At 67.4% G+C, this 19,428-nt stretch carries 18 protein-coding genes; 9 read left to right on the top strand and 9 right to left on the bottom strand.

Annotation, left to right across the window (positions count from 1 at the left end):
- Positions 1 to 44: 44 nt before the first annotated feature.
- The 6 genes from fadD5 to P5P27_RS12425 all read left to right on the top strand — a co-directional run bounded on the left by fadD5 (position 45) and on the right by P5P27_RS12425 (position 6,369).
- Entirely contained in the window at positions 45 to 1,643 is a 1,599-nt protein-coding gene (gene fadD5 / locus P5P27_RS12450) for a fatty-acid--CoA ligase FadD5 (protein WP_006895192.1), read from the top strand.
- A 125-nt stretch (positions 1,644 to 1,768) separates the two neighbouring features.
- On the top strand, positions 1,769 to 2,899 hold the full coding sequence (locus P5P27_RS12445) for an NDMA-dependent alcohol dehydrogenase (RefSeq protein WP_039866974.1): 1,131 nt from the start codon (positions 1,769 to 1,771) through the stop codon (positions 2,897 to 2,899).
- A gap of 120 nt (positions 2,900 to 3,019) precedes the next feature.
- Positions 3,020 to 3,898: a hypothetical protein gene (locus tag P5P27_RS12440; RefSeq protein ID WP_045537672.1), complete on the top strand. Its 879-nt coding sequence runs from the start codon at positions 3,020 to 3,022 to the stop codon at positions 3,896 to 3,898.
- A 27-nt stretch (positions 3,899 to 3,925) separates the two neighbouring features.
- Positions 3,926 to 4,306, top strand: a complete 381-nt coding sequence (locus P5P27_RS12435) for a hypothetical protein (RefSeq protein ID WP_045537674.1) — start codon at positions 3,926 to 3,928, stop codon at positions 4,304 to 4,306.
- Between the two features lie 11 nt (positions 4,307 to 4,317).
- Positions 4,318 to 5,139: a serine hydrolase domain-containing protein gene (locus tag P5P27_RS12430; RefSeq protein WP_062366625.1), complete on the top strand. Its 822-nt coding sequence runs from the start codon at positions 4,318 to 4,320 to the stop codon at positions 5,137 to 5,139.
- A 105-nt stretch (positions 5,140 to 5,244) separates the two neighbouring features.
- Positions 5,245 to 6,369, top strand: a complete 1,125-nt coding sequence (locus tag P5P27_RS12425; protein ID WP_062366626.1) for a baeRF11 domain-containing protein — start codon at positions 5,245 to 5,247, stop codon at positions 6,367 to 6,369.
- A gap of 87 nt (positions 6,370 to 6,456) precedes the next feature.
- On the opposite strand, the gene P5P27_RS12420 is transcribed toward P5P27_RS12425, so the two are convergent.
- The 7 genes from P5P27_RS12420 to aceE all read right to left on the bottom strand — a co-directional run bounded on the left by P5P27_RS12420 (position 6,457) and on the right by aceE (position 15,708).
- Positions 6,457 to 6,975, bottom strand: coding sequence for a DUF3145 domain-containing protein (locus P5P27_RS12420; protein WP_045537680.1), 519 nt, complete (start codon positions 6,973 to 6,975; stop codon positions 6,457 to 6,459).
- Positions 6,976 to 7,219: 244 nt separating this feature from the next.
- Positions 7,220 to 8,671 (bottom strand): acyl-CoA carboxylase subunit beta, encoded by a 1,452-nt coding sequence (locus P5P27_RS12415; protein WP_006895204.1) that lies wholly within the window; start codon positions 8,669 to 8,671, stop codon positions 7,220 to 7,222.
- Between the two features lie 27 nt (positions 8,672 to 8,698).
- Positions 8,699 to 9,964: a KasA/KasB family beta-ketoacyl-ACP synthase gene (locus tag P5P27_RS12410; protein WP_062366627.1), complete on the bottom strand. Its 1,266-nt coding sequence runs from the start codon at positions 9,962 to 9,964 to the stop codon at positions 8,699 to 8,701.
- A 1-nt stretch (position 9,965) separates the two neighbouring features.
- Positions 9,966 to 10,268: a meromycolate extension acyl carrier protein AcpM gene (gene acpM, locus P5P27_RS12405; protein ID WP_006895207.1), complete on the bottom strand. Its 303-nt coding sequence runs from the start codon at positions 10,266 to 10,268 to the stop codon at positions 9,966 to 9,968.
- Between the two features lie 107 nt (positions 10,269 to 10,375).
- Positions 10,376 to 11,287: an ACP S-malonyltransferase gene (locus P5P27_RS12400; RefSeq protein WP_278124191.1), complete on the bottom strand. Its 912-nt coding sequence runs from the start codon at positions 11,285 to 11,287 to the stop codon at positions 10,376 to 10,378.
- 195 nt (positions 11,288 to 11,482) lie between these two features.
- Complete coding sequence (locus tag P5P27_RS12395; RefSeq protein WP_006895210.1) at positions 11,483 to 12,760, bottom strand: PucR family transcriptional regulator; 1,278 nt, start codon at positions 12,758 to 12,760, stop codon at positions 11,483 to 11,485.
- 161 nt (positions 12,761 to 12,921) lie between these two features.
- The gene (aceE, locus tag P5P27_RS12390) at positions 12,922 to 15,708 is read right to left on the bottom strand and encodes a pyruvate dehydrogenase (acetyl-transferring), homodimeric type (protein WP_278124189.1); all 2,787 of its coding nucleotides are present in this window, start codon (positions 15,706 to 15,708) and stop codon (positions 12,922 to 12,924) included.
- Between the two features lie 224 nt (positions 15,709 to 15,932).
- Here aceE and P5P27_RS12385 point away from each other — a divergent pair, with 224 nt between their 5' ends.
- From P5P27_RS12385 to P5P27_RS12375, 3 genes are all read left to right on the top strand, one after another.
- Entirely contained in the window at positions 15,933 to 16,457 is a 525-nt protein-coding gene (locus tag P5P27_RS12385) for a hypothetical protein (RefSeq protein ID WP_278124187.1), read from the top strand.
- A 218-nt stretch (positions 16,458 to 16,675) separates the two neighbouring features.
- Positions 16,676 to 17,041, top strand: a complete 366-nt coding sequence (locus P5P27_RS12380; RefSeq protein WP_423201257.1) for a DUF3052 domain-containing protein — start codon at positions 16,676 to 16,678, stop codon at positions 17,039 to 17,041.
- The gene (locus P5P27_RS12375) at positions 17,041 to 17,523 is read left to right on the top strand and encodes a redoxin domain-containing protein (RefSeq protein WP_006895216.1); all 483 of its coding nucleotides are present in this window, start codon (positions 17,041 to 17,043) and stop codon (positions 17,521 to 17,523) included. The genes P5P27_RS12380 and P5P27_RS12375 overlap by 1 nt, the downstream gene beginning before the upstream one ends.
- A gap of 49 nt (positions 17,524 to 17,572) precedes the next feature.
- Here P5P27_RS12375 and P5P27_RS12370 read toward each other — a convergent pair whose 3' ends face one another.
- Positions 17,573 to 18,451: an SGNH/GDSL hydrolase family protein gene (locus tag P5P27_RS12370; RefSeq protein WP_006895219.1), complete on the bottom strand. Its 879-nt coding sequence runs from the start codon at positions 18,449 to 18,451 to the stop codon at positions 17,573 to 17,575.
- A gap of 121 nt (positions 18,452 to 18,572) precedes the next feature.
- The gene (locus P5P27_RS12365; protein WP_278124183.1) at positions 18,573 to 19,385 is read right to left on the bottom strand and encodes a maleylpyruvate isomerase family mycothiol-dependent enzyme; all 813 of its coding nucleotides are present in this window, start codon (positions 19,383 to 19,385) and stop codon (positions 18,573 to 18,575) included.
- Positions 19,386 to 19,428: the final 43 nt, after the last annotated feature.

The following is a 19,428-nucleotide window of genomic DNA, read 5'->3' as shown; positions in this document are numbered from 1 at the left end:
CTTCTCGCCGCGCCCGCTATTTCCGCACCTCGATAGGAGATGACATGACCGAGACCCTGGGCTTCACGCTCACCGACGAACCGCTCCGTTCGCGCCGCAACCATTGGAACAACCAGGTCCGCCGACACGCCGAGACCCGCCCGGACGGGGTGGCCTTGCGTTTCCTGGGCAAGAGCACCACATGGCGGGAGCTCGACCACCGGACGCATTCGCTGGCGGCGGCGCTGCTGCGCCGCGGTGTGCGATTCGGCGATCGAATCATGGTCCTGATGCTCAACCGGACCGAGTACGTGGAACTCACGCTCGCCGCGAATCTGATCGGGGCGATCCCGGTCCCGGTCAACATCCGGATGGCACCCGCCGAGGTGGCCTTCCTCGTCTCCGACTCGGGTGCCCGGGTGATCGCGACCGAGACGATGCTGGCCCCGCTGGCCGACGCCGTCTCGCAGATCACCGGCTCCGTCGAGGAGATCATCACGGTCGGCGACGTCGCGAACCCCGCGCACCTGGCGTACGAGGATCTTGTGTCCGAGCAGGGTGAGCCGCTGCCCGATATCGACGTGCCGGAGGACACCGTCGCCCTGATCATGTACACGTCCGGCACCACCGGCAAGCCGAAGGGGTCGATGCTGACGCACCAGAATCTGCAGGCGCAGGCGGTCACGTGCATTCAGGCGCTGAACACCGCATCCGACGACATCGCGTCCTGCGTCGCCCCGATGTTCCACATCGCGGCGCTCGGTGCGATGACGCCGACCTTCTACATGGGTGCGACCACCGTGATTCATCCGCTCGGCAATTTCGATCCCGAGCAGATGCTCGACGTCCTGGAGGCGGAGGGCACGACCTCCATCTTCCTGGTGCCCGCGCAGTGGCAGGCGGTGTGCGCCGCGCAGCAGGCACGTCCCCGCGAGCTCAAGCTGCGCGTGGTCAGCTGGGGCGCTGCGCCGGCCTCGGACACGGTGCTGCGAGCTATGAACGAGACCTTCCCGGACGCGATGAACGTGGCCGTGTTCGGACAGACCGAGATGTCGCCGATCACGTGCGTGCTCGAGGGCAAGGACGCCTTGCGCAAACTCGGCTCCATCGGGAAGGTCGTCCCGTGCGTCACCGCGCGCGTGGTGGACGCCGCGATGAACGACGTGCCGCAGGGCGAGGTCGGCGAGATCGTGTACCGCGGCCCCAACCTGATGGCCGGCTACTGGCAGAACCCGCAGGGCACCGCGGACGCCTTCGCCGGAGGCTGGTTCCACTCCGGCGACCTGGTGCGTCAGGACGAGGAGGGTTTCCTCTACGTGGTCGACCGAGCGAAGGACATGATCATATCCGGGGGAGAGAACATCTACTGCGCCGAGGTGGAGAACGTGCTCTTCGGCCACCCGAAGGTCGCCGAGGCCGCGATCATCGGCCGCGCGCACGAGAAGTGGGGAGAGGTGCCGGTCGCGGTGGTCGTCCTCGCCGACGGGGTCGACGACCTGACGCTGGAGGAGATGGAACCGTTCCTGAACGAGAATCTGGCGCGGTTCAAGCACCCGAAGGATCTCGTCATCGTCGACGAACTGCCGCGCAATGCCGGCGGAAAGGTCGTCAAGCCGCAGTTGCGAGAGGCGTACGGCAGCAAAGACGCCGGACTCAAGAATTGAGAACTGTAACGTGTTTCATTTTTGTCGAGAAGTGACTACCCTCACTAGCAGATGCGGCTGAGGCCGTACGTCATCTGTGGGATGCGGCCTCGCCGCAACGGGATTCGAAATCGAGGTAAATGACTGTGAAGACCAAGGGCGCCATCCTCCGGGAGCTGAACACGCCGTGGAAGATCGAAGAGATCGAGATCGGTGATCCCAAGGCGCACGAGATCAAGATCCGCATGGAAGCAGCGGGCATGTGCCACTCGGACCATCACCTGATGACCGGCGGCATTCCGATGGGCGGGTTCCCGATCCTCGGCGGTCACGAGGGAGCGGGTGTGGTCGAGGAGATCGGTGAGGGCGTCACCGACTTCGAGGTCGGCGACCACGTGGTGCTGTCGTTCATCCCGTCGTGCGGCAAGTGCCGCTCCTGCAAGGCGGGCGTGGCCAACCTGTGCGACTTCGGTGCCATGCTGCTGCAGGGCGAAGCCGTCTCCGACCACACCTTCCGCATCCACACGGCCGCCGGTGAGCCGGTGTACCCGATGACCCTCCTCGGCACGTTCAGCCCGTACATGGTGGTGCACGAGGCGTCGGCGGTGAAGATCGACAAGGAGATCCCGTTCGAGGTCGCGGCACTGTGCGGCTGCGGCATCCCGACCGGCTACGGATCGTCCACCCGCAGCGGCGACGTCCGCCCGGGTGAGGATGTGGCGATCATCGGCGTCGGTGGCGTCGGAACAGCTGCCCTGCAGGGTGCGGTCATCGCCGGCGCGCGCAACGTCTTCGCCATCGATCCGGTGGAGTGGAAGCGTGAGCAGGCCCTGAAGTTCGGTGCGACTCATGCCTTCGCGTCCGTCGAGGAGGCCATGAACGAGATCGGTAACGCCACCGAGTGGGGGATGTGCCAGAAGGTGATCGTCACCGTCGGCGAGGTGCACGGCGAGGACGTCGACACCTGGCTGAGCATCACCGCCAAGAACGGCACGTGCGTGCTGACCGGCATGGGCAACATGATGGAGAACCAGGTCACGCTCAACCTGTCGATGCTGACGCTGCTGCAGAAGAACTTGCAGGGCAGCATCTTCGGCGGCGCCAACCCGAAGCTCGACATCCCGAATCTGCTGTCGATGTACAAGATCGGCAAGCTCAAGATCGAGGAGATGATCACCCGCCAGTACAGTCTGGACCAGATCAACGAGGGCTACCAGGACATGCTCGACGGCAAGAACATCCGCGGCGTCATCCGTTACACCGACGCCGATCGCTAGGCCCCGCTCGCGAGATTCTGACATCCTGAAGATCCGCCGGCTCATCGGGCCGGCGGATCTTCATATGCAGTGGGCCCGGGCAGCGGCCGGAGGTCCGACTGCCGGCGGCGAAGGGGAGAGATGACCGAGAAGAGGAGCTCGCGTTCACGTGCCGAGCGGGGAGCGGAGATCGCCGAGCGCGAGACCGTCGAGGGCGGAGCCTGGGCGGCCTCGCCGGAGGCGAAGTCGACGGCTCTGACTCTGCGCATCGTCGCCGCAGTGCTGTGGACAGTTGCGATCGCGGGTGAACTCGTCACCATCTTCTGGGTGCTGCGTCAGGATCCGCTCCGGATGTGGCTGCTGATCGTGATGATCGTCGTCATCGGCGCGTTCGCGCTGGCCGGATCGCTGCTGTGGAAGAAGGCCAATCGCTACGATCCGGCGTCCGAGAAGGACCGGGTCCGATTCTTCGTTCAGAACCAGCTCGGCGTGATCGTCACGGTGATCGCCTTCCTCCCGCTGATCGTCCTGATCTTCCTGAACAAGGACATGGACGGGAAGCAGAAGGGGATCGCGGGCGCAGTGGCGATCGTCGTCGCGGCTCTGGTCGGATTGGCCGGCGCCGACTGGGATCCGCCCTCGGTGGAGCAGTACGGCGTCGAGACCAATGTGGTCGAGCAGCTGACGGGCAAGAACCGCGTGTACTACACCAAGGGCGGTTCGGTCTTCCACGTCTGCGCCGACGTACCCGATCTCCGGCGGTCGGCGACGATACTCGACGGCACGGTGGACCAGGCGCACGCTGACGGCAAGGACCGGCTGACGAAGAAGTGGGTCTCCGAGGCGATCAACAACTGCGGGATCCCGGTGGAGCGGGTCGACGCCGTGCTCGGCGACGTCGACGACGTCACCTCCACGCTCGACGACGACCAGTTCACGACGGGCTCCGACGGCAAGCCCTCGGTCAACACCGATGTCGAGACGCCCGCTCCCGCAGGCACGCCGACGCCGGTCCGCTGACCGCACCGATCGGAGACGGGGAGTGCCGTGCGTGAGCTGACGAGTGACGATCTCGGGCTACTGCTGTCATTGTTCGCGGTCCTGCTGTTGGCGTTCGCGGCCAACTTCCACTTCTCGCGTACGTCGGTGCGGCGTCATCGGCGGGCCGCGTTGCTGTTCGTGGTGGTGAGCTTTCTCGGCGAACTCTCGACGGTGGTGGCGTTGATGCTGACGTGGGTCGCGCTGTGGAGTCCGGCCGCATGGGACAGGATCGACGATCTGCTGGTCTTCGTACCGGGCACGATCGCGATCCTGTGCGCGGTGGTGCTGACAGTGGAGTCGGTCTACGCGCGGTCGGTCAACATCATCAGGGCGGAGCGGGATCCCGCCACGCCGGGACACCGAACGCGCGATCGTGCCGGTGAGTAGGGTCGGTAGGCGTGAGATCACTCGAGACGCTTTCGGACTGGCCTGTCGACAACGTCTCCGCGGCCGTGCTCACCGCGGAGGGAACCGCCGGAACGTTCGGCGACCTCGCCCGCGTGTACGAGCTCGCGTCGGTCACCAAGCTCCTCGTCGCGCAGGCCGTGCTCGTCGCGGTGGAAGAGGGCGCGATCGATCTGCGGACTCCCGCCGGCCCGCCCGGAGCCACCGTCGCGCACCTGCTGGCGCATGCATCGGGCCTGGCCTTCGACAGCCGGCAGGTGGTCGCCGGCGTGGCCGAACAGCGGATCTACTCGAGCGCGGGATTCGAGGTGCTCGCCGAAGCGGTGGAAGCGGAGACCGGCATCGCCTTCGCCGACTATCTGCGCGAGGCCGTCTGCGATCCGCTCGGACTGACGGCGACGGAACTGTACGGTCCGGCCGGGCACGGTGCGCGGTCGACCGTCGCGGACCTCTCCCGGTTCGCCGCCGAGCGGCTCGCACCCCGGCTGATCTCCACCGGTCTCTCAGCGGAATCGGCGTCGGTGCAGTTTCCCGGGCTCGACGGATTCGTCCCCGGCTACGGCAAGCACCGGCCGAACGATTGGGGCCTCGGCTTCGAGATCCGGGGAACCAAGAGCCCGCACTGGACGGCTCCCGCTCATTCCCCGCGGACTCACGGGCACTTCGGCCAGGCCGGGACCTTCCTGTGGGTGGACCCCGATCGGCGGGCCGCCGCGGTGGTCCTCACCGACCGGCCTTTCGGGCCGTGGGCCAAGCCCCTCTGGAGTGAGTTCAACCAGGAAATACTCGACGAACTCGACGGCTCCGGCGGGTAGCCTCGGAACCAGGACGCGGTCTCGCCTCACATCCGGGTGGAGTCAGTCGGGTGCGGGGGCGCGTCGTCGCCGCGTTCGCACCCGAGAACCCGAAGGAGGCGTTTCGTGGCACGTTATGAACTCCCGACCACGACGGAGCTGCTCGAACTCGGGTCGCCGCGCGATCACGCGGTGACCGTCTATGCGCAGGCCAGTGCCGCGCAGTACGATCTCGCCCGAACCACGGTCAAGAGCGCGATGGACCGCGCCATCCGGTCGCTCCGCAACGGCGGCGGGAACCACGCGCTGGAGTCGGCCCTGCGCGAGAGGACCACGGCGATTCTCGCCGACGAGGGGTGGCGCAAGCTGTCGCACTCGCTGGCGGTGTTCATCACTCCGGAAGAGGGGGAGATGTTCGTCCTCCCGAACCAGTTGGAGAACCAGCTTCAGGTCGGCAGCTACTTCGACGTCGGGCAGCTGGTGCGCGCGGCGGCGGCCCCGCAGGACGCCTACGCGCTGACGCTGTCGGCCGACGGGTGGAACCTGTGGCAGGCGTCCGGAACGGAGCTGGCGTCGGAGATGGAGGTGGAGGCAGACGGCATCGGCGATGTCGCGGAGGCCACCAATCGCGCGACGGTGCGCGGACGGATCCATGCCCGTCGGCTGCACGGCGACGAGGGCACCAAGCTGCTCCTCGAGACGTACGCCAAACGCGTGCACGAGGTGGTGGTGAAGGCGATCGACGCCGATGACCCGTCCGCCGAGCGCCCGCTGTTCGTGTTCGCCGCCGATCCGCTGCTGGACATGTACCGGAACCTCGACCGCGGCTTCCGCGAACTCGTCGCGGTGCCCGGAAGCCCCGACGAACTGACGGCGGTGCAGATCGATGCCAGGATCCGCCAGGAACTCGCGGACATCAACTCCCGCCGCGCCAACGCGACGGTTGAGAAGATCGCCGACGGCGTGGCCAAGGGCCTCGTCGCGACCGACCTCGTGGATGTGGCACGGGCGGCGGTCGCGGGCAACGTCGACACCCTGGTGTACGACTTCACCGTCGACGTCCTCGGGCGCCTGGACAACGAGACGGGCGACGTCACGTACGCCGACGACGGCTACGACCTGCTGTCACGCATCGCGGTGTGGGTGCTGCAGACGGGCGGCCGGGTGATTCCGGTTCGCGCGTCCGAGATCGTCTCCGACATCTGGAACGGCACCGTGACGGCTCGGCTGCGTTACCCGCTGAGTACCTAGGACAGAGCTCGCGACAGACGACGGCCGCTCGGAGCAGAACGCTCCGAGCGGCCGTCGTCTGTCGAAGAACCGGGGTGCGGCGGCGGTTCAACCCACCCGCTGGCGCAGCCACGTGACCTCTGCGCCGACACCGCCCATGCGGTAGTTCTCCAGGCCCTCGTCCCACGCGGTGCCGAGGATGGCGTCGAGCTCTCCGGCCAGGCCGGCACTGTCGGGCTGTGCGTCCATCAGCGCGCGCAACTGCATCTCTCCGACGATCACGTCACCGTTGGCTCCGGTGGACCCACGCCACAGACCCAGCCCCGGCAGATAGCAGAAGCGTTCGCCGTCGACACCCTCGCTGGGGTTCTCGGTCACCTCGAAGACCAGGCCGGACCATTCGCGCAGCGCATTGGTCAGCCGTGCGCCGGTACCGACCGGCCCCGTCCAGTCGACGGTCGCACGCATGCGGCCGGGCTCGGCGTCCTGTTCGGACCACTTCAGGTCGGCCCGCGCATTCAGAGTCGACGACAGCGCCCACTCCACGTGCGGGCACAGCGCGACGGGAGAGGCGTGGATGTAGACCACGCCGCTCGTCATGTCCGCAAACTGATTCAGATTGCGCACCTTTTCACCTCCGGTTCGACGAGGAACGTCTTCCCCAAGCGCACCTACGCCGGAACTCGGATATCACACTGCTGATACAAAGTATGCCTTGTGATGTGCGTGTTGCGCTAGTTCTTTTTGGTGCGGATGTGTTCCTCGACGGACGACGGGCGACGGGCCGGCGCAGTCCGCCGGGAACGACGATGTCCCCGGCGCCGTACAGGCGTCCGGGGACATCGTCGAACTCATGCGCTCCAAGTGCGCGTCACAGCGGAATGTTCTTGTGCCGTCCGCGTCGGGCAGGCGCCGAAGCGAGGGCCTCGGCGATGATGCTGCGAGTCTTGGCCGGATCGATGATCTCGTCGACGACGCCGATCGACTGGGCACGGCCGACGCCGCCTGCGATCTGCTCGTGCTCCTGGGCGAGGCGCTCGTGAAGCTCCTCGCGCTCCTCCTCCGGGGCCGCGGCGAGGGTCTTCTTGTGCAGAATGCCGACGGCGGCCTTGGCGCCCATGACGGCGACCTCGGAGCCCGGCCAGGCGAAGACAGCGGTGGCGCCGAGGGCGCGCGAGTTCATGGCGATGTAGGCGCCGCCGTAGATCTTGCGGGTCACGAGCGTGACACGCGGCACCGAGCACTCGGCGAACGCGTGCAGCAGCTTGGCGCCGCGGCGCACGACGCCGTTCCACTCCTGGCCGACGCCCGGGAGGTAGCCGGGGACGTCGGTGATGACGATGATCGGCACACCGAAGGCGTCGCACAGGCGCACGAAGCGGGAGGCCTTCTCGGCGGCCTCCGAGTTCAGGCAACCGCCCATCCGGAGCGGGTTGTTCGCGACGATGCCCACGCTGCGGCCCGACAAGCGGCCGAAGCCGACGGTGATGTTCGGGGCCCACTTGGCCTGGAACTCCTCGAAGGTGGTGACCTCCGACTCGCCGTCCGCCGCGAGCTGGGTGTCGAGGAGGGCCTCGACGATCGGGTGGACGTCGTAGGCGCGCCGATTCGACTCGGGCAGCAGTGCGCGCAGGTCGGTGTCGCCGGCCTCCGCCTTCTCCCGGTTGAAGTGACCCTGCTGCGAGAACGTGCCGACCAGACGGCGGGCGCGCCAGTACGCGTCGGCCTCCGAGTCAGCGGTGATGTGGCTGACGCCGGAGCGCTTGCCGTGGGTGTGCGGTCCGCCGAGCGATTCCATGTCGACCTGCTCGCCGGTGACGCTCTTGACCACGTCGGGCCCGGTCACGAAGACCCGGCCCTCCGGAGCCATGATCACGACGTCGGTCAGGGCCGGTCCGTACGCGGCACCGCCCGCGGCGAACCCGACCACCACGGAGATCTGCGGCACGTAACCCGATGCGCGCACCATGGCCTCGAACACGCCCCCCACAGCGTGCAGGGCCTCGACGCCCTCGGCCAGTCGAGCGCCGCCCGAGTGCCAGATGCCCACGACGGGCGCCTGCTCGGCGATCGCGGTGTCGATCGCGTTCACGATGTGAGCGCAGCCGACGATCCCCATGGCACCGCCCATCACGGTGCCATCGGTGCAATAGGAGACGGTGCGAACACCGTTGACGTCGCCGATCGCCGCCAGCACACCCGATTTGTCTCGGGGATGCAGCAGCTCGACGGTTCCGTCGTCGAAGAAGCTAGTCAACCGCAGCAACGGATCGCGCGGATCCGTCGCCTCCTCACGGCCGGGGATGGGTGCCAGTGTGGTCATCGGGTTCTCCTATGCGGGGGTTGGGGATCAGTATCGGCCGAATGCCAAGGCCACGTTGTGCCCACCGAATCCGAAGGAGTTGCTCAGCGCGAAGTCGATCTGTCCGCGGCGAGCCTCACCGTGTACGACGTCGATGTCGCCGCACTCCGGATCCAGGTTGTCCAGATTCAGCGTCGGGGGAATGACGGAGTCCTCCACCGACTTGATGGTCAGGACCGCTTCGAGAGCGCCGACGGCGCCGATCGAATGGCCCAGGGCTGACTTGGGCGCGTAGATGGCTGCGTGGTTGCCCACGGCGGCCTGGATGCCCAGCGATTCTGCGGTGTCTCCGATGGGGGTGGACGTCGCATGCGCGTTGACGTGCGTGATGTCCGATTTCTGCAGACCGGCGGTCTGCAGGGCTCGGGCCATCGCGCGGGTGTTGCCCTGCCCCGAGGGGTCGGGGGCGACGATGTGGAACCCGTCCGAGGTGATGCCGGTGCCCATCAGCCGAGCGTGGATGTGAGCACCGCGCGCCTTGGCGTGGTCCTCCCGCTCGAGGACGAGCATGGCCGCGGCCTCGCCGAAGACGAATCCGTCGCGGTCGGAGTCGAACGGGCGCGACGCGGACGCCGGATCGTCGTTCCGGGTGCTCATCGCGCGCATCATGCTGAAGGCTGCGATCGGCACCGCGTCGATGTGTCCTTCGACGCCGCCGCACACGATCATGTCGGCGTCGCCCATGACGATGTGACGCCATGCGTGTGCGATCGCCTCCGCACCCGACGAGCATGCCGAGACCGGGGTGATGACGCCGGCGCGTGCGCCGATGTTGAGACCTGCGACGGCCGCGGGCCCGTTGGGCATCGCCATCGAGACGGCCAGCGGCGACACCTTGCGGTAGTTGCCGGTGTCCTTCAGAGCTCGGTCGGCGTCGATCAGCGAGTCCGCGCCGCCGATGCCGGTGCCGAGAACCACGCCGAGCCGGTCGGGGTCGACCTCCGGCTCGCCGGCCTGCGCCCACAGGCGCTTGCTCATCACATGCGACATCCGCTCGACGTACGACATGCGTCGCGCCTCGATGCGAGTCACTTCGTTGGTCGGGTCGTCGACGAGACGACCACCGATGCTGACCGGCAATTTGTACTGCTCGACGAAATCGTCGGTCAGCTCCCGAATGCCGGTCTTACCGGCGACGAGATTTTCCCAGGTCGTGTCGAGATCAGCTCCCAGGGACGTGGTGGCGACCATGGAGGTCACCACCACGCTGGGGAACTCTCCACCGCGAGTGGAAAAGTCACGCAGCTCGGTCATGCTACGCCTGGCCGCCCTCGATCTGGGCGGCGATGGCTGCAGCGGTCTCGGGGTTCTCGGCCTCGAGCTTCTGGACGTAGGCGACGGTGTCGCCGACGGTGCGCAGGCTGGCGAGATCCTCGTCCGGAACCTTCACGCCGTACTTGTCCTCGACCTGGACGGCGATCTCCACCATCGACAGCGAGTCGATGTCCAGATCGTCGACGAACGACTTCTCCAGCGTCACCTCCGACGGCTCGATGCCGGTGACTTCCTCGATGATCTCGGCGATGCCTGCGACGAGCTGTTCCTGAGTGGCGGCCACGGTGTGGCTCCCTTCTTCGTTTCTGTACTGCTATGTGGTTTTCCGGAGTCAGCGTGTGCTGAGTGGACGGGCCGTGAGGCCTTCCGGGGGTCGGGTGCTGCCGACCGCTATCCAAGTCCTGGGAGGTCCTCCAGATCGGCGGGGACCTTGACGGCTCGCGAGGGCACGCCCTTCAATTCACGCTTGGCGATGCCCACGAGCGTCCCGCCCGGCGCGAGTTCGACGATCGCGTCGGTGCCCGCCTCGCGGAGGTAGTCCGAACAGAGGTCCCAGCGTACGGGGCTGGTGACCTGAGTGACGAGTCGGCGCAGGGCTTCGGCGCCGGTGGGAACGGGGCGACCGTCTGCGTTCGAGAGCAGGGTCCGGGTGGGGTCGGCGGGCGTGATCTGCGCCGCTGCCTCGGCGAACGCGTCCTGCGCCGGTGCCATGAACCGAGTGTGGAACGCTCCAGCGACCGCCAGTTTGCGCGTGCGCGCCTTGGCGGGCGGCGCCGACATCAGCTTGTCGATGGCGACGACCGAACCCGCGGCGACGATCTGTCCCCTCGCGTTGCGGTTGGCGGGCACGAGGTCGAGATCGTCGAGGAAGGCGAGCACCTCGGTCTCATCGCCGCCGAGGATCGCGGCCATGGTGGTCTCCTCCAGCGCGCAGGCCTTGGCCATCTCGGCGCCACGCACGCCGGCCAGGATCATCGCCTCATCGGCCGTCAGGACGCCCGCGACGGCGGCGGCGGCGACCTCGCCGATCGAGTGTCCGGCGATCACGACGTCCGCGGGCAACTCGCCGTGGCGGCGGCGGAACTCGTCGAACGAGAGCAGTGCGGCGGCGACCACGAGCGGCTGGGTGACCGCGGTATCGGTGATCTCCTCCGCCGTCGCTGTGGTTCCGAGGCGTTCGAGGTCGAGTCCGATGGCCTCGGACCACGCGGAGACGCGGTCACGAGCCCCGGGCAGCTCCAACCATTCGGTGAGCATGCCGGGTGTCTGGGAGCCCTGGCCGGGCGCAAGCAACGAAAGCACGTGACTAGGGAACACCTTTCAGCTGTGTCGTAGTGGTGTTGCTGGGTACGAACCTTGGCGGCGATATTTGTAGGGTTCCTACAAAAGTGACTCTGTCGGTGTTCCCATCGTCATCGGGTTGAGATCCGTTACGCGATCGAGTCTGACAAACACCGAACAGGGTCTATACGGCTACTTTGCCGTGACGAGTGTTACTCAGGGGGCTGAATGGGGCGTTCCTTGATGGTTTCGTGCCAATCTCCCGATGGTCAGTGCGACACGCAGAACGAAAGCGTCTCGGGGGTTAGATGCGTCACGTCCGGTGATGTCGGCCACCTTCTTTAGGCGATACCGCACAGTATTTGGATGGATATACAGTTCCCTGGCACAAGTTTCCACCTGGCCGCCGCTGTCGAGGTAGGCCTCGACGGTGTTGACGAGGGTCTCCGAACCGCTCAAGGGTTCCACGATCGTCTCGTCCATCGTCTCGATCGCTGAGCGGTCGCCGTTGAGCGCCCGCTCGGGAAGCAGATCCCAGCTGTAAGCCGGTCGCGGCGCGTTGGGCCATCCGACCACCGCCCGGAGTCCGGCCATGGCCTCGACGGCGCTCGCGTGGGCCGATCCCAGGTTCGGCGTGGTCGGGCCGATCACCACGGGACCCTCGGCGAAGTGCTCGAGGAGGTCGGTGAGAAAGCGGTCGGACGGCCGCAGCGGCCCCTCGACGATCGCGACGAGGGTGCTGCCCTGCACCACCGAGAGTGCGGCGCGGTCGTACTGTTTGGCGGTGTTGTGGAGCGTCAACGCGACCGACACGTTCTGTTCCGGGGGCGGAGATCCGACGATCACCGTCGCCGCGGCGTCGGTGGACCAGTTCAGTGCCGCCGCGCGCGAGAGCAACTGCGGGCCCTCGTCACCGCGCACCACGGCGTCGACCACGAGTGCCTCCATGCGCGAGTCCCACGCGCCACGCGACTCGGCGGCCGAGGCGTAGATCGCGGCGGCGGCGAATCCGATCTCCCGGCCGTACCGCAGCACCGATTCGGTGAGTGCGCGGAGCTGGGCGTCGTTCCGGGCCAGGAGCGGAAGCCACTTCTCGAAGAACTCCATCGCCACGCGCACCATCTCGACCGTCTGCAGCAGTGAGATGCGCCGGGCCAGGTCCTGGGGGACCACCTGGAATGCCTGGACGGTGAACTTGACGTTCCCCTCCGGGTCCTGGATCCACTCCACGAAGTTGACGACCGCCGTCTGGACCACCAACTGCACGCTGGCCCGCTGCGCCGCGTCGAGGTCGCTGAAATAGGGCAGTTGCTCGGACATCGAGTGGATCGCTTCGGTGGCCAGTCGGCCGCTGTACTGCTTCACGCGGCGCAACAGGGTGTCGGGCAGCGCGTCGTGCACGGTGGCCGGCGCGGGCACGTGGGCGCCGCGCGCGCCGAAGACGTCGGTGGCGCGCGTCGTCTTCAGACGGGGGTCGGGTTCGGCATCAGGCACGGATTCAATGTAGACCGCTCGCGACCCGCTGTGGCCGGGTCGTATCGGCCGGCCGGACTGGGCCGATGGTCGCGGGCGCTGTCCGTCGAACGTCCCCCCCTGCGCCGAGACGACCGAACGCCGGCGACGCGAGGTCGCCGGCGTTCGGGTGGTCGGACCGGTCAGGCGACGCCGGGGTCGCTGGTCTGCTCGGGAGCAGCCGAGACGTCGTCGATCTGGTACTTCCGGGCGGCGTCGGCCGCGACGGTGCGGTCGATCTTGCCGTCGCGGGCCAGCGCCACCAGCACTCCGACGACGATGGATTCGGCGTCGATGTTGAAGTAGCGGCGTGCGGCGGGGCGGGTGTCGGAGAATCCGAAGCCGTCGGCGCCGAGGGTGAGATACGTCCCTGGAACGTACGCGCGGATCTGTTCCTGGACGCCGCGCATGTAGTCCGAGACGCCGACGAACGGGCCCTTGGCGTACTGCAGCACCTCGGTGAGGTACGGCCGCGTCGACGACCCCGGGTTGCGCAGTTCGGCCCGATCGGCGGCGATGCCGTCGCGGGCGAGCTCCGACCACGAGGTCACCGAGTACACGTCGGCGGCCACGTCCCACTCCTGCGCCAGCAGGTCCTGGGCGCGCAGGGCATCGCCCATCGTGACGCCCGAGACGAGGATGTTCGCGAAGTGCGCCGCGGGCTGCGGTGCCCTCCGGTACCGGTAGATGCCCTTGAGCAGCCCCGCGACGTCCAGATCCTCCGGCTCGGCCGGCTGGGTGATGGGCTCGTTGTAGACGGTCACGTAGTAGAAGACGTTCTCCGCATCCGGACCGTACATGCGCTCGAGACCGTCGACGACGATGTGCGAGAGCTCGTACGCGAACGCCGGGTCGTAGGAGATGGCGCCCGGGTTGGTCGCGGCGAGCAGCGGAGAGTGTCCGTCGGCGTGCTGCAGACCCTCACCGGTCAGCGTGGTCCGGCCCGCGGTGGCTCCGATGACGAATCCCCGGGCCATCTGGTCGGCCGCGGCCCAGAGACCGTCGCCGGTCCGCTGGAAGCCGAACATCGAATAGAAGATGTACAGCGGGATCATCGGCTCGCCGTGCGTGGCGTACGACGTGCCGACCGCGGTGAAGCTGGCTGTGGAACCGGCCTCATTGATGCCCTCGTGCAGGATCCGGCCGTTCTCCGCCTCCTTGTAGGCGAGCATCAGTTCGGCGTCGACGGACGTGTAGTTCTGGCCGTGCGGGTTGTAGATCTTCAAGGTGGGGAACCAGGAGTCCATGCCGAAGGTCCGGGCCTCGTCCGGGATGATCGGAACGATGCGCTTGCCGACCTCCTTGTCGCGCAGGAGCTCCTTGAAGATGCGGACCAGCGCCATGGTGGTCGCCACCTGCTGGTTGCCCGAGCCGGATGCCACGGCCTTGAGGGCGGGTGCCGGATCGGCCTGCAGCGGCTTGGCCGCCACCTTGCGGCTCGGGACGAATCCGCCGAGCTGCTTGCGCCGTTCCAGCATGTACTGGATCTCCGGAGAGTCCATACCCGGGTGGTAGTACGGCGGCAGGTACGGGTCGGCCTCGAGCTGCGCATCGGTGATCGGCACATGCGCGGTGTCGCGGAAGGCCTTCAGATCGTCGAGCGTCATCTTCTTCATCTGGTGGGTCGCGTTGCGGCCCTCGAAGTGCTTGCCGAGCGTGTAGCCCTTGATCGTCTTCGCCAGGATCACCGTGGGCTGTCCCTTGTGGGCCATGGCGGCGGCGTACGCGGCGTAGATCTTGCGGTAGTCGTGACCGCCGCGCTTGAGGTTCCAGATGTCCTCGTCCGAGAGATCGTTGACGAGTTCCTTGGTGCGCGGATCACGGCCGAAGAAGTGGTCGCGGATGAACGCGCCGTCGTTGGCCCGGTAGGTCTGGTAGTCGCCGTCGGTGGTGCGGTTCATCAGGTTGACCAGCGCACCCTCCTTGTCGGCGTGCAGCAGATCGTCCCACTCGCGGCCCCACACCACCTTGATGACGTTCCAGCCCGCGCCGCGGAAGAACGACTCCAGTTCCTGGATGATCTTTCCGTTGCCGCGGACCGGGCCGTCGAGCCGCTGCAGATTGCAGTTGATGACGAAGGTCAGGTTGTCGAGCCCGTCGATGGCGGCGACCTGCGCCAGACCGCGCGACTCGGGCTCGTCCATCTCACCGTCGCCGAGGAACGCCCAGACGTGCTGGTCGGAGGTGTCCTTGATTCCGTTCGCGTGCAGGTATTTGTTGAACCGGGCCTGGTAGATCGCGTTCATCGGGCCCAGGCCCATCGAGACGGTGGGGAACTGCCAGAACTCCGGCATCAACCGGGGATGCGGGTACGACGGCAGCCCGCCGCCTTCGCCGGCGTGGCTCTGCTCCTGACGGAAGCCGTCGAGCCGCGCCTGGTCGATGCGTCCTTCCAGGAAGGCGCGCGCGTAGATGCCGGGTGAGGCGTGGCCCTGGATGAAGACCTGGTCGCCGCCGCCGGGATGATCCTGGCCGCGGAAGAAGTAGTTGAAGCCGACTTCGTAGAGCGAGGCCGACGACGCGTACGTCGAGATGTGGCCGCCCACGCCGATGCCGGGCCGCTGTGCTCGGTGGACCATGATCGCGGCGTTCCACCGGATGAAGGCGCGGTAGCGGCGCTCCAGATCCTCGTCCCCGGGGAACTCGGGTTCCAGTTCGGTCGGAATCGTGTTGACGTAGTCGGTGTTCGTCAACGCGGGGATGCCCACACGCTTGTCCTCCGCGCGTTCCAGAATGCGCAGCATGAGGTACCGCGCGCGCTCGGGGCCCGCGTCGGCGAGCATGGCGTCGAAGGACTCGAGCCACTCGTCGGTCTCCGTGGGGTCGTTGTCGACCAGGTAGGACGCGACGCCGTCCCGAATGACCTGAACGCGGCTCCCGCTCGACGCCGGCGCGCCGGCCTTGTCGGTGCCGGCGATCTGATCAGTCACTGTCTGCCACCTATCTCGCAGTCCACCGAAGCGATTGCCGCCGCGAACTGCATGTCGGGGCCGCCGGGGTGGGGCGGCCGGATACGTGCCGCGGAACGATGGTGCGGCCTTGCCTATATCGTGCCGCAAATCACCGGCTCTGGCGCAAGATGTGTCCAGTCACATGCCGCTCGGGTGCGGTAGCGTCGGCGTATCCGCTGCTTCTCTCCCGAAAGGGGGACCTCGTGGGCCGGACGGCTCGGTCGATCGTGGTCGCGGCGACGGCGCTGACCGCTGTCGCCGCCGTCCCGGCGTGCTCATCGGACGACGAGTCGCCGAGTCCGACGGTCTCGGTCGGCACGGTCACCAGGACCGTTGCCCGCGCGGGATCCTCCGAAGCGGAGAAAGTCGCCGTCGTCCGATTGTGCCAGCAGGTGATCACTTCGGCCGGTGTGATGGCACGCGATTACAACGCCTTCGTCAAACGCCTCAACGAGGTCCAGGATTACGCGAAGGTCGGATCCGAGGACCGCTGGGCGGTCGACACTCTCGACACGGGTGCCGAGGAGGTCCGCAAGGCCGTCTCGCCCGAGGTGCCGGAGAAGGTCGACGCGCAGGTGGAGGCATTCGTCGCCAGTGCCGAACGCCTGGCCGAGCAGATTCAGGCGAAGCGGCGCCAAGCGCTCAACGGCGCCTCCGACAGATGGGACGCGGACCGTACCGCACTACTCGACACGTGCGCGGGGTATCTCCCCGCGGGATCGGCGTGAACCGTCCCGAATCCGTTGCAGAGAAGCACCAATCCCGTACTTCGGGCGGTTAGACACTGTGCTCGGGGGTAGTTTGCCTTTACGCTGTCACATAAGTTGCGCCGTCGTGGCGTGGCCCGGCACGTGCGGAATGCACGGCCCGCTACATCGAATGGAGGTCGTACGCGGTGGTAACCGCCCCAGAAGGCAGGGCTGTCAAGCTCGGTTTCACCAACGGCATGGTGGTGCAGGAGATCGGGTGGGACGAGGACACCGACGATGATCTCCGAATCGAGATCGAGGACGCGATCGATGCCGAGATGCTCGACGACGATGCGGACGACGTCATGGACGCCGTGGTGCTGTGGTGGCGCGACGACGACGGAGACCTCGTCGATGCGCTGATGGACGCGATCGGTCCGCTCGCCGAAGGCGGGTTCATCTGGGTGCTGTCGCCGAAGACCGGCCGCGACGGTTACGTCGATCCCAGCGAGATCGCGGAGGCCGCGCCGACCGCCGGACTCACGCAGACCTCCGTCGTCAATCTCGGAGACTGGTCCGGCGCCCGTCTGGTCACGCCGAAGGCGCGCGCGGGTAAGCGCTGATGGCCGCTCAGTCGGTGGCCGCACCCCTCGCGACGGGGACTCTCGCCCCGGATTTCGAGTTGCGGGACCAGAACAATCAGGTCGTCAAGCTCTCCGCGCTGCGCGACCGCAATGTGCTGATCGTCTTCTTCCCGCTGGCCTTCACCGGCACGTGCGAAGGCGAACTCGGCTTTCTGCGCGACAATCTGCCGCGTTTCGACAACGACGACGTCACCGTGGTCACGGTGTCGGTGGGCCCGCCCCCGACTCACAAGGTGTGGTCGTCGGCGCAGGGTTTCCTGTTCCCGATCCTCTCGGACTTCTGGCCGCACGGTGCGGTGGCGGAGGCGTACGGCGTCTTCGACGCCGAGCGCGGCTTCGCCAATCGCGGGACGTTCGTTGTCGGGCGCGACGGTGTCGTGGCGTACTCGGCGATGGTCGGTCCGGGCGAACAGCGCGGCGACGAGACCTGGGACGCGGCGTTGGCGGCTGTCGCGCAGTAGCGCCGTTCCACCGGTCGGGCCGCGTGACGGTGTGACCGAGGCGCCGGGCTCAGCGCCGGGGGAACGAGGTGGCCAGCGCGGTCGCGAGCAGGCGGTTGCGCTGAATCATCGCGTCCGGGGTGTAGTGCACCCCGTCGACGTACCAGGACCGGTCCGTATGCGCGGCGAAGTCGTAGACCCGCAGGTTCGGGTAGCGGTGCGCAGCACGGCGGAGCGCCGCGTTGAATGCGCGCATGTGTGCGTCGGCGTACTGGGGTAGGGCTCCGTCGCCCGTGCGCACCGTGGGCCAGAGAACCGGTCGGCCGGCCAGACGGTGCATCACCAGGTCGATGCGGCGGTCGGCGCTGATATGACTGCCCTCCGCGATGCGTGCCGCGTCGTTGGCTCCGAGTGCGATGACCCAGCAGCCGTCGTGGCCGCGGCGGCGTTGATCGTCGATCGCTTCGAGTCCGCTGGGGCGGCCGCCGGCCGGTTCGACGACCGCACGGCCGTTGGCCGCGTCGAGATAGACCTTCTTCGCGCCCACGCGCCGGTACTGGGGGGTCATGCGGTCGGTGGGGCTGGGCACGCGAAGCGAGTTGTCCAGACCCACCGACGTCGAATCGCCGATCTGAATCACGGTGTTGCACATCGTCTTCTGATTCGGGCGCGGCAGGTTCTGAGTGCCGGATCCGAGCGGATGAGTCAGCACCCAGAGGTACGACGGAACGTCGAACGGTGTGTCGGAGACTCCGCGCTGCGTGCTCAGATTCTGAGTGATGATCCGGGAGACGGCGTCGAGCGTTCCGGCGACGTCGGTCTTGGCCGACGCCGCGGGCGCGACGATCGTCGTTACGGCGGCCGCCGCGATGACAGCAGCAGTGAGTCGCCGCCCGCGGCGGAAGCGCGTGCGGCGGCGGTCGTCGGTAACAGGAGTCTCAGTAGTCACAACAATTACATTGCACCGGACGTGCGACACTCGCCGCAACGCCCGAGCGTGTCGGTTGAGTCACAGTTCCCGGTCGAGTCGAACGTGGTCCCGGCGTCGGCGGGCGGGGGACCGGGAGAGCTCAGATGAGGTAATGCAGGCTGCGGATGATCGCCGCGCCGAGTTCCGTATCGCCGGTGACCTCCACCTCCGCGTCGCCGGCGCTGGGCCGTCCGCCGACCGAACGGGCGAGGTCGAGCCCGTCGAGGCGGAGCGTGACGTCGGGCTCTCCGTCGACGGCCGGCACCACCGCGGCGCGGTCCTCGGTGACGACGAAGAAGGTGAACGGATACAGGCCGGTGATGTCGAAACGGACAGTGCTGCCGACCTCGGCGCGAGCCTTCTTGCCGACGACGTACGGCATCGAGCTCTCGATCTCGCGGAGCGCCCAGTGCGCCGGCTCCACGTTCTCGGGGACGCCGAGGCCGAGCGCGTCGCGGATGTCGATCTCGTGCACCCAGCAGTCGAAGTCGCGGACCCGCATGAATCGCCCGTAGGTGTCCGGACCGGCGGGCGTGGCCGTCTCGGCGTCCCACTGGCCTTCGGTCATGCCGCGCAGCGCCTTGCTGCGCTCAGCGGTCACCGTGCGGAGGTCGGTCATCAGCTCGTCGCGGGACCGCGATCGGTAGTGGTCGATCCACCGCTCGTTGAGTTCGCCGATCGGGTTCTTCACGTGGGCGATCTGCGAGGTGTCGATGGACGACTCGGGCTGCCTGCCGGCCAGCATCGACTCGGTGCCCGCGATGTGTGCGACGATGTCGCGGATCTGCCACCCGGGCAGGGGTGACGCGGCGGTCCATTGCGCGTCGGACAGTGGGGAGACGAGGTCGTCGATGGCCTTCCACTGAGTCTCGAGTGCGCTGATCAGCGGTTCCTGCGGCACGATGGTCGTCACTGGGCATCCTTCCGTGGAATGGGGGCTCCGCTTCACGCTAGCC

The sequence above is a fragment of the Gordonia sihwensis genome, from assembly GCF_029632925.1.
Lineage (GTDB): Bacteria > Actinomycetota > Actinomycetes > Mycobacteriales > Mycobacteriaceae > Gordonia > Gordonia sihwensis.
This window is presented reverse-complemented; position numbering and strand designations above follow the sequence as displayed.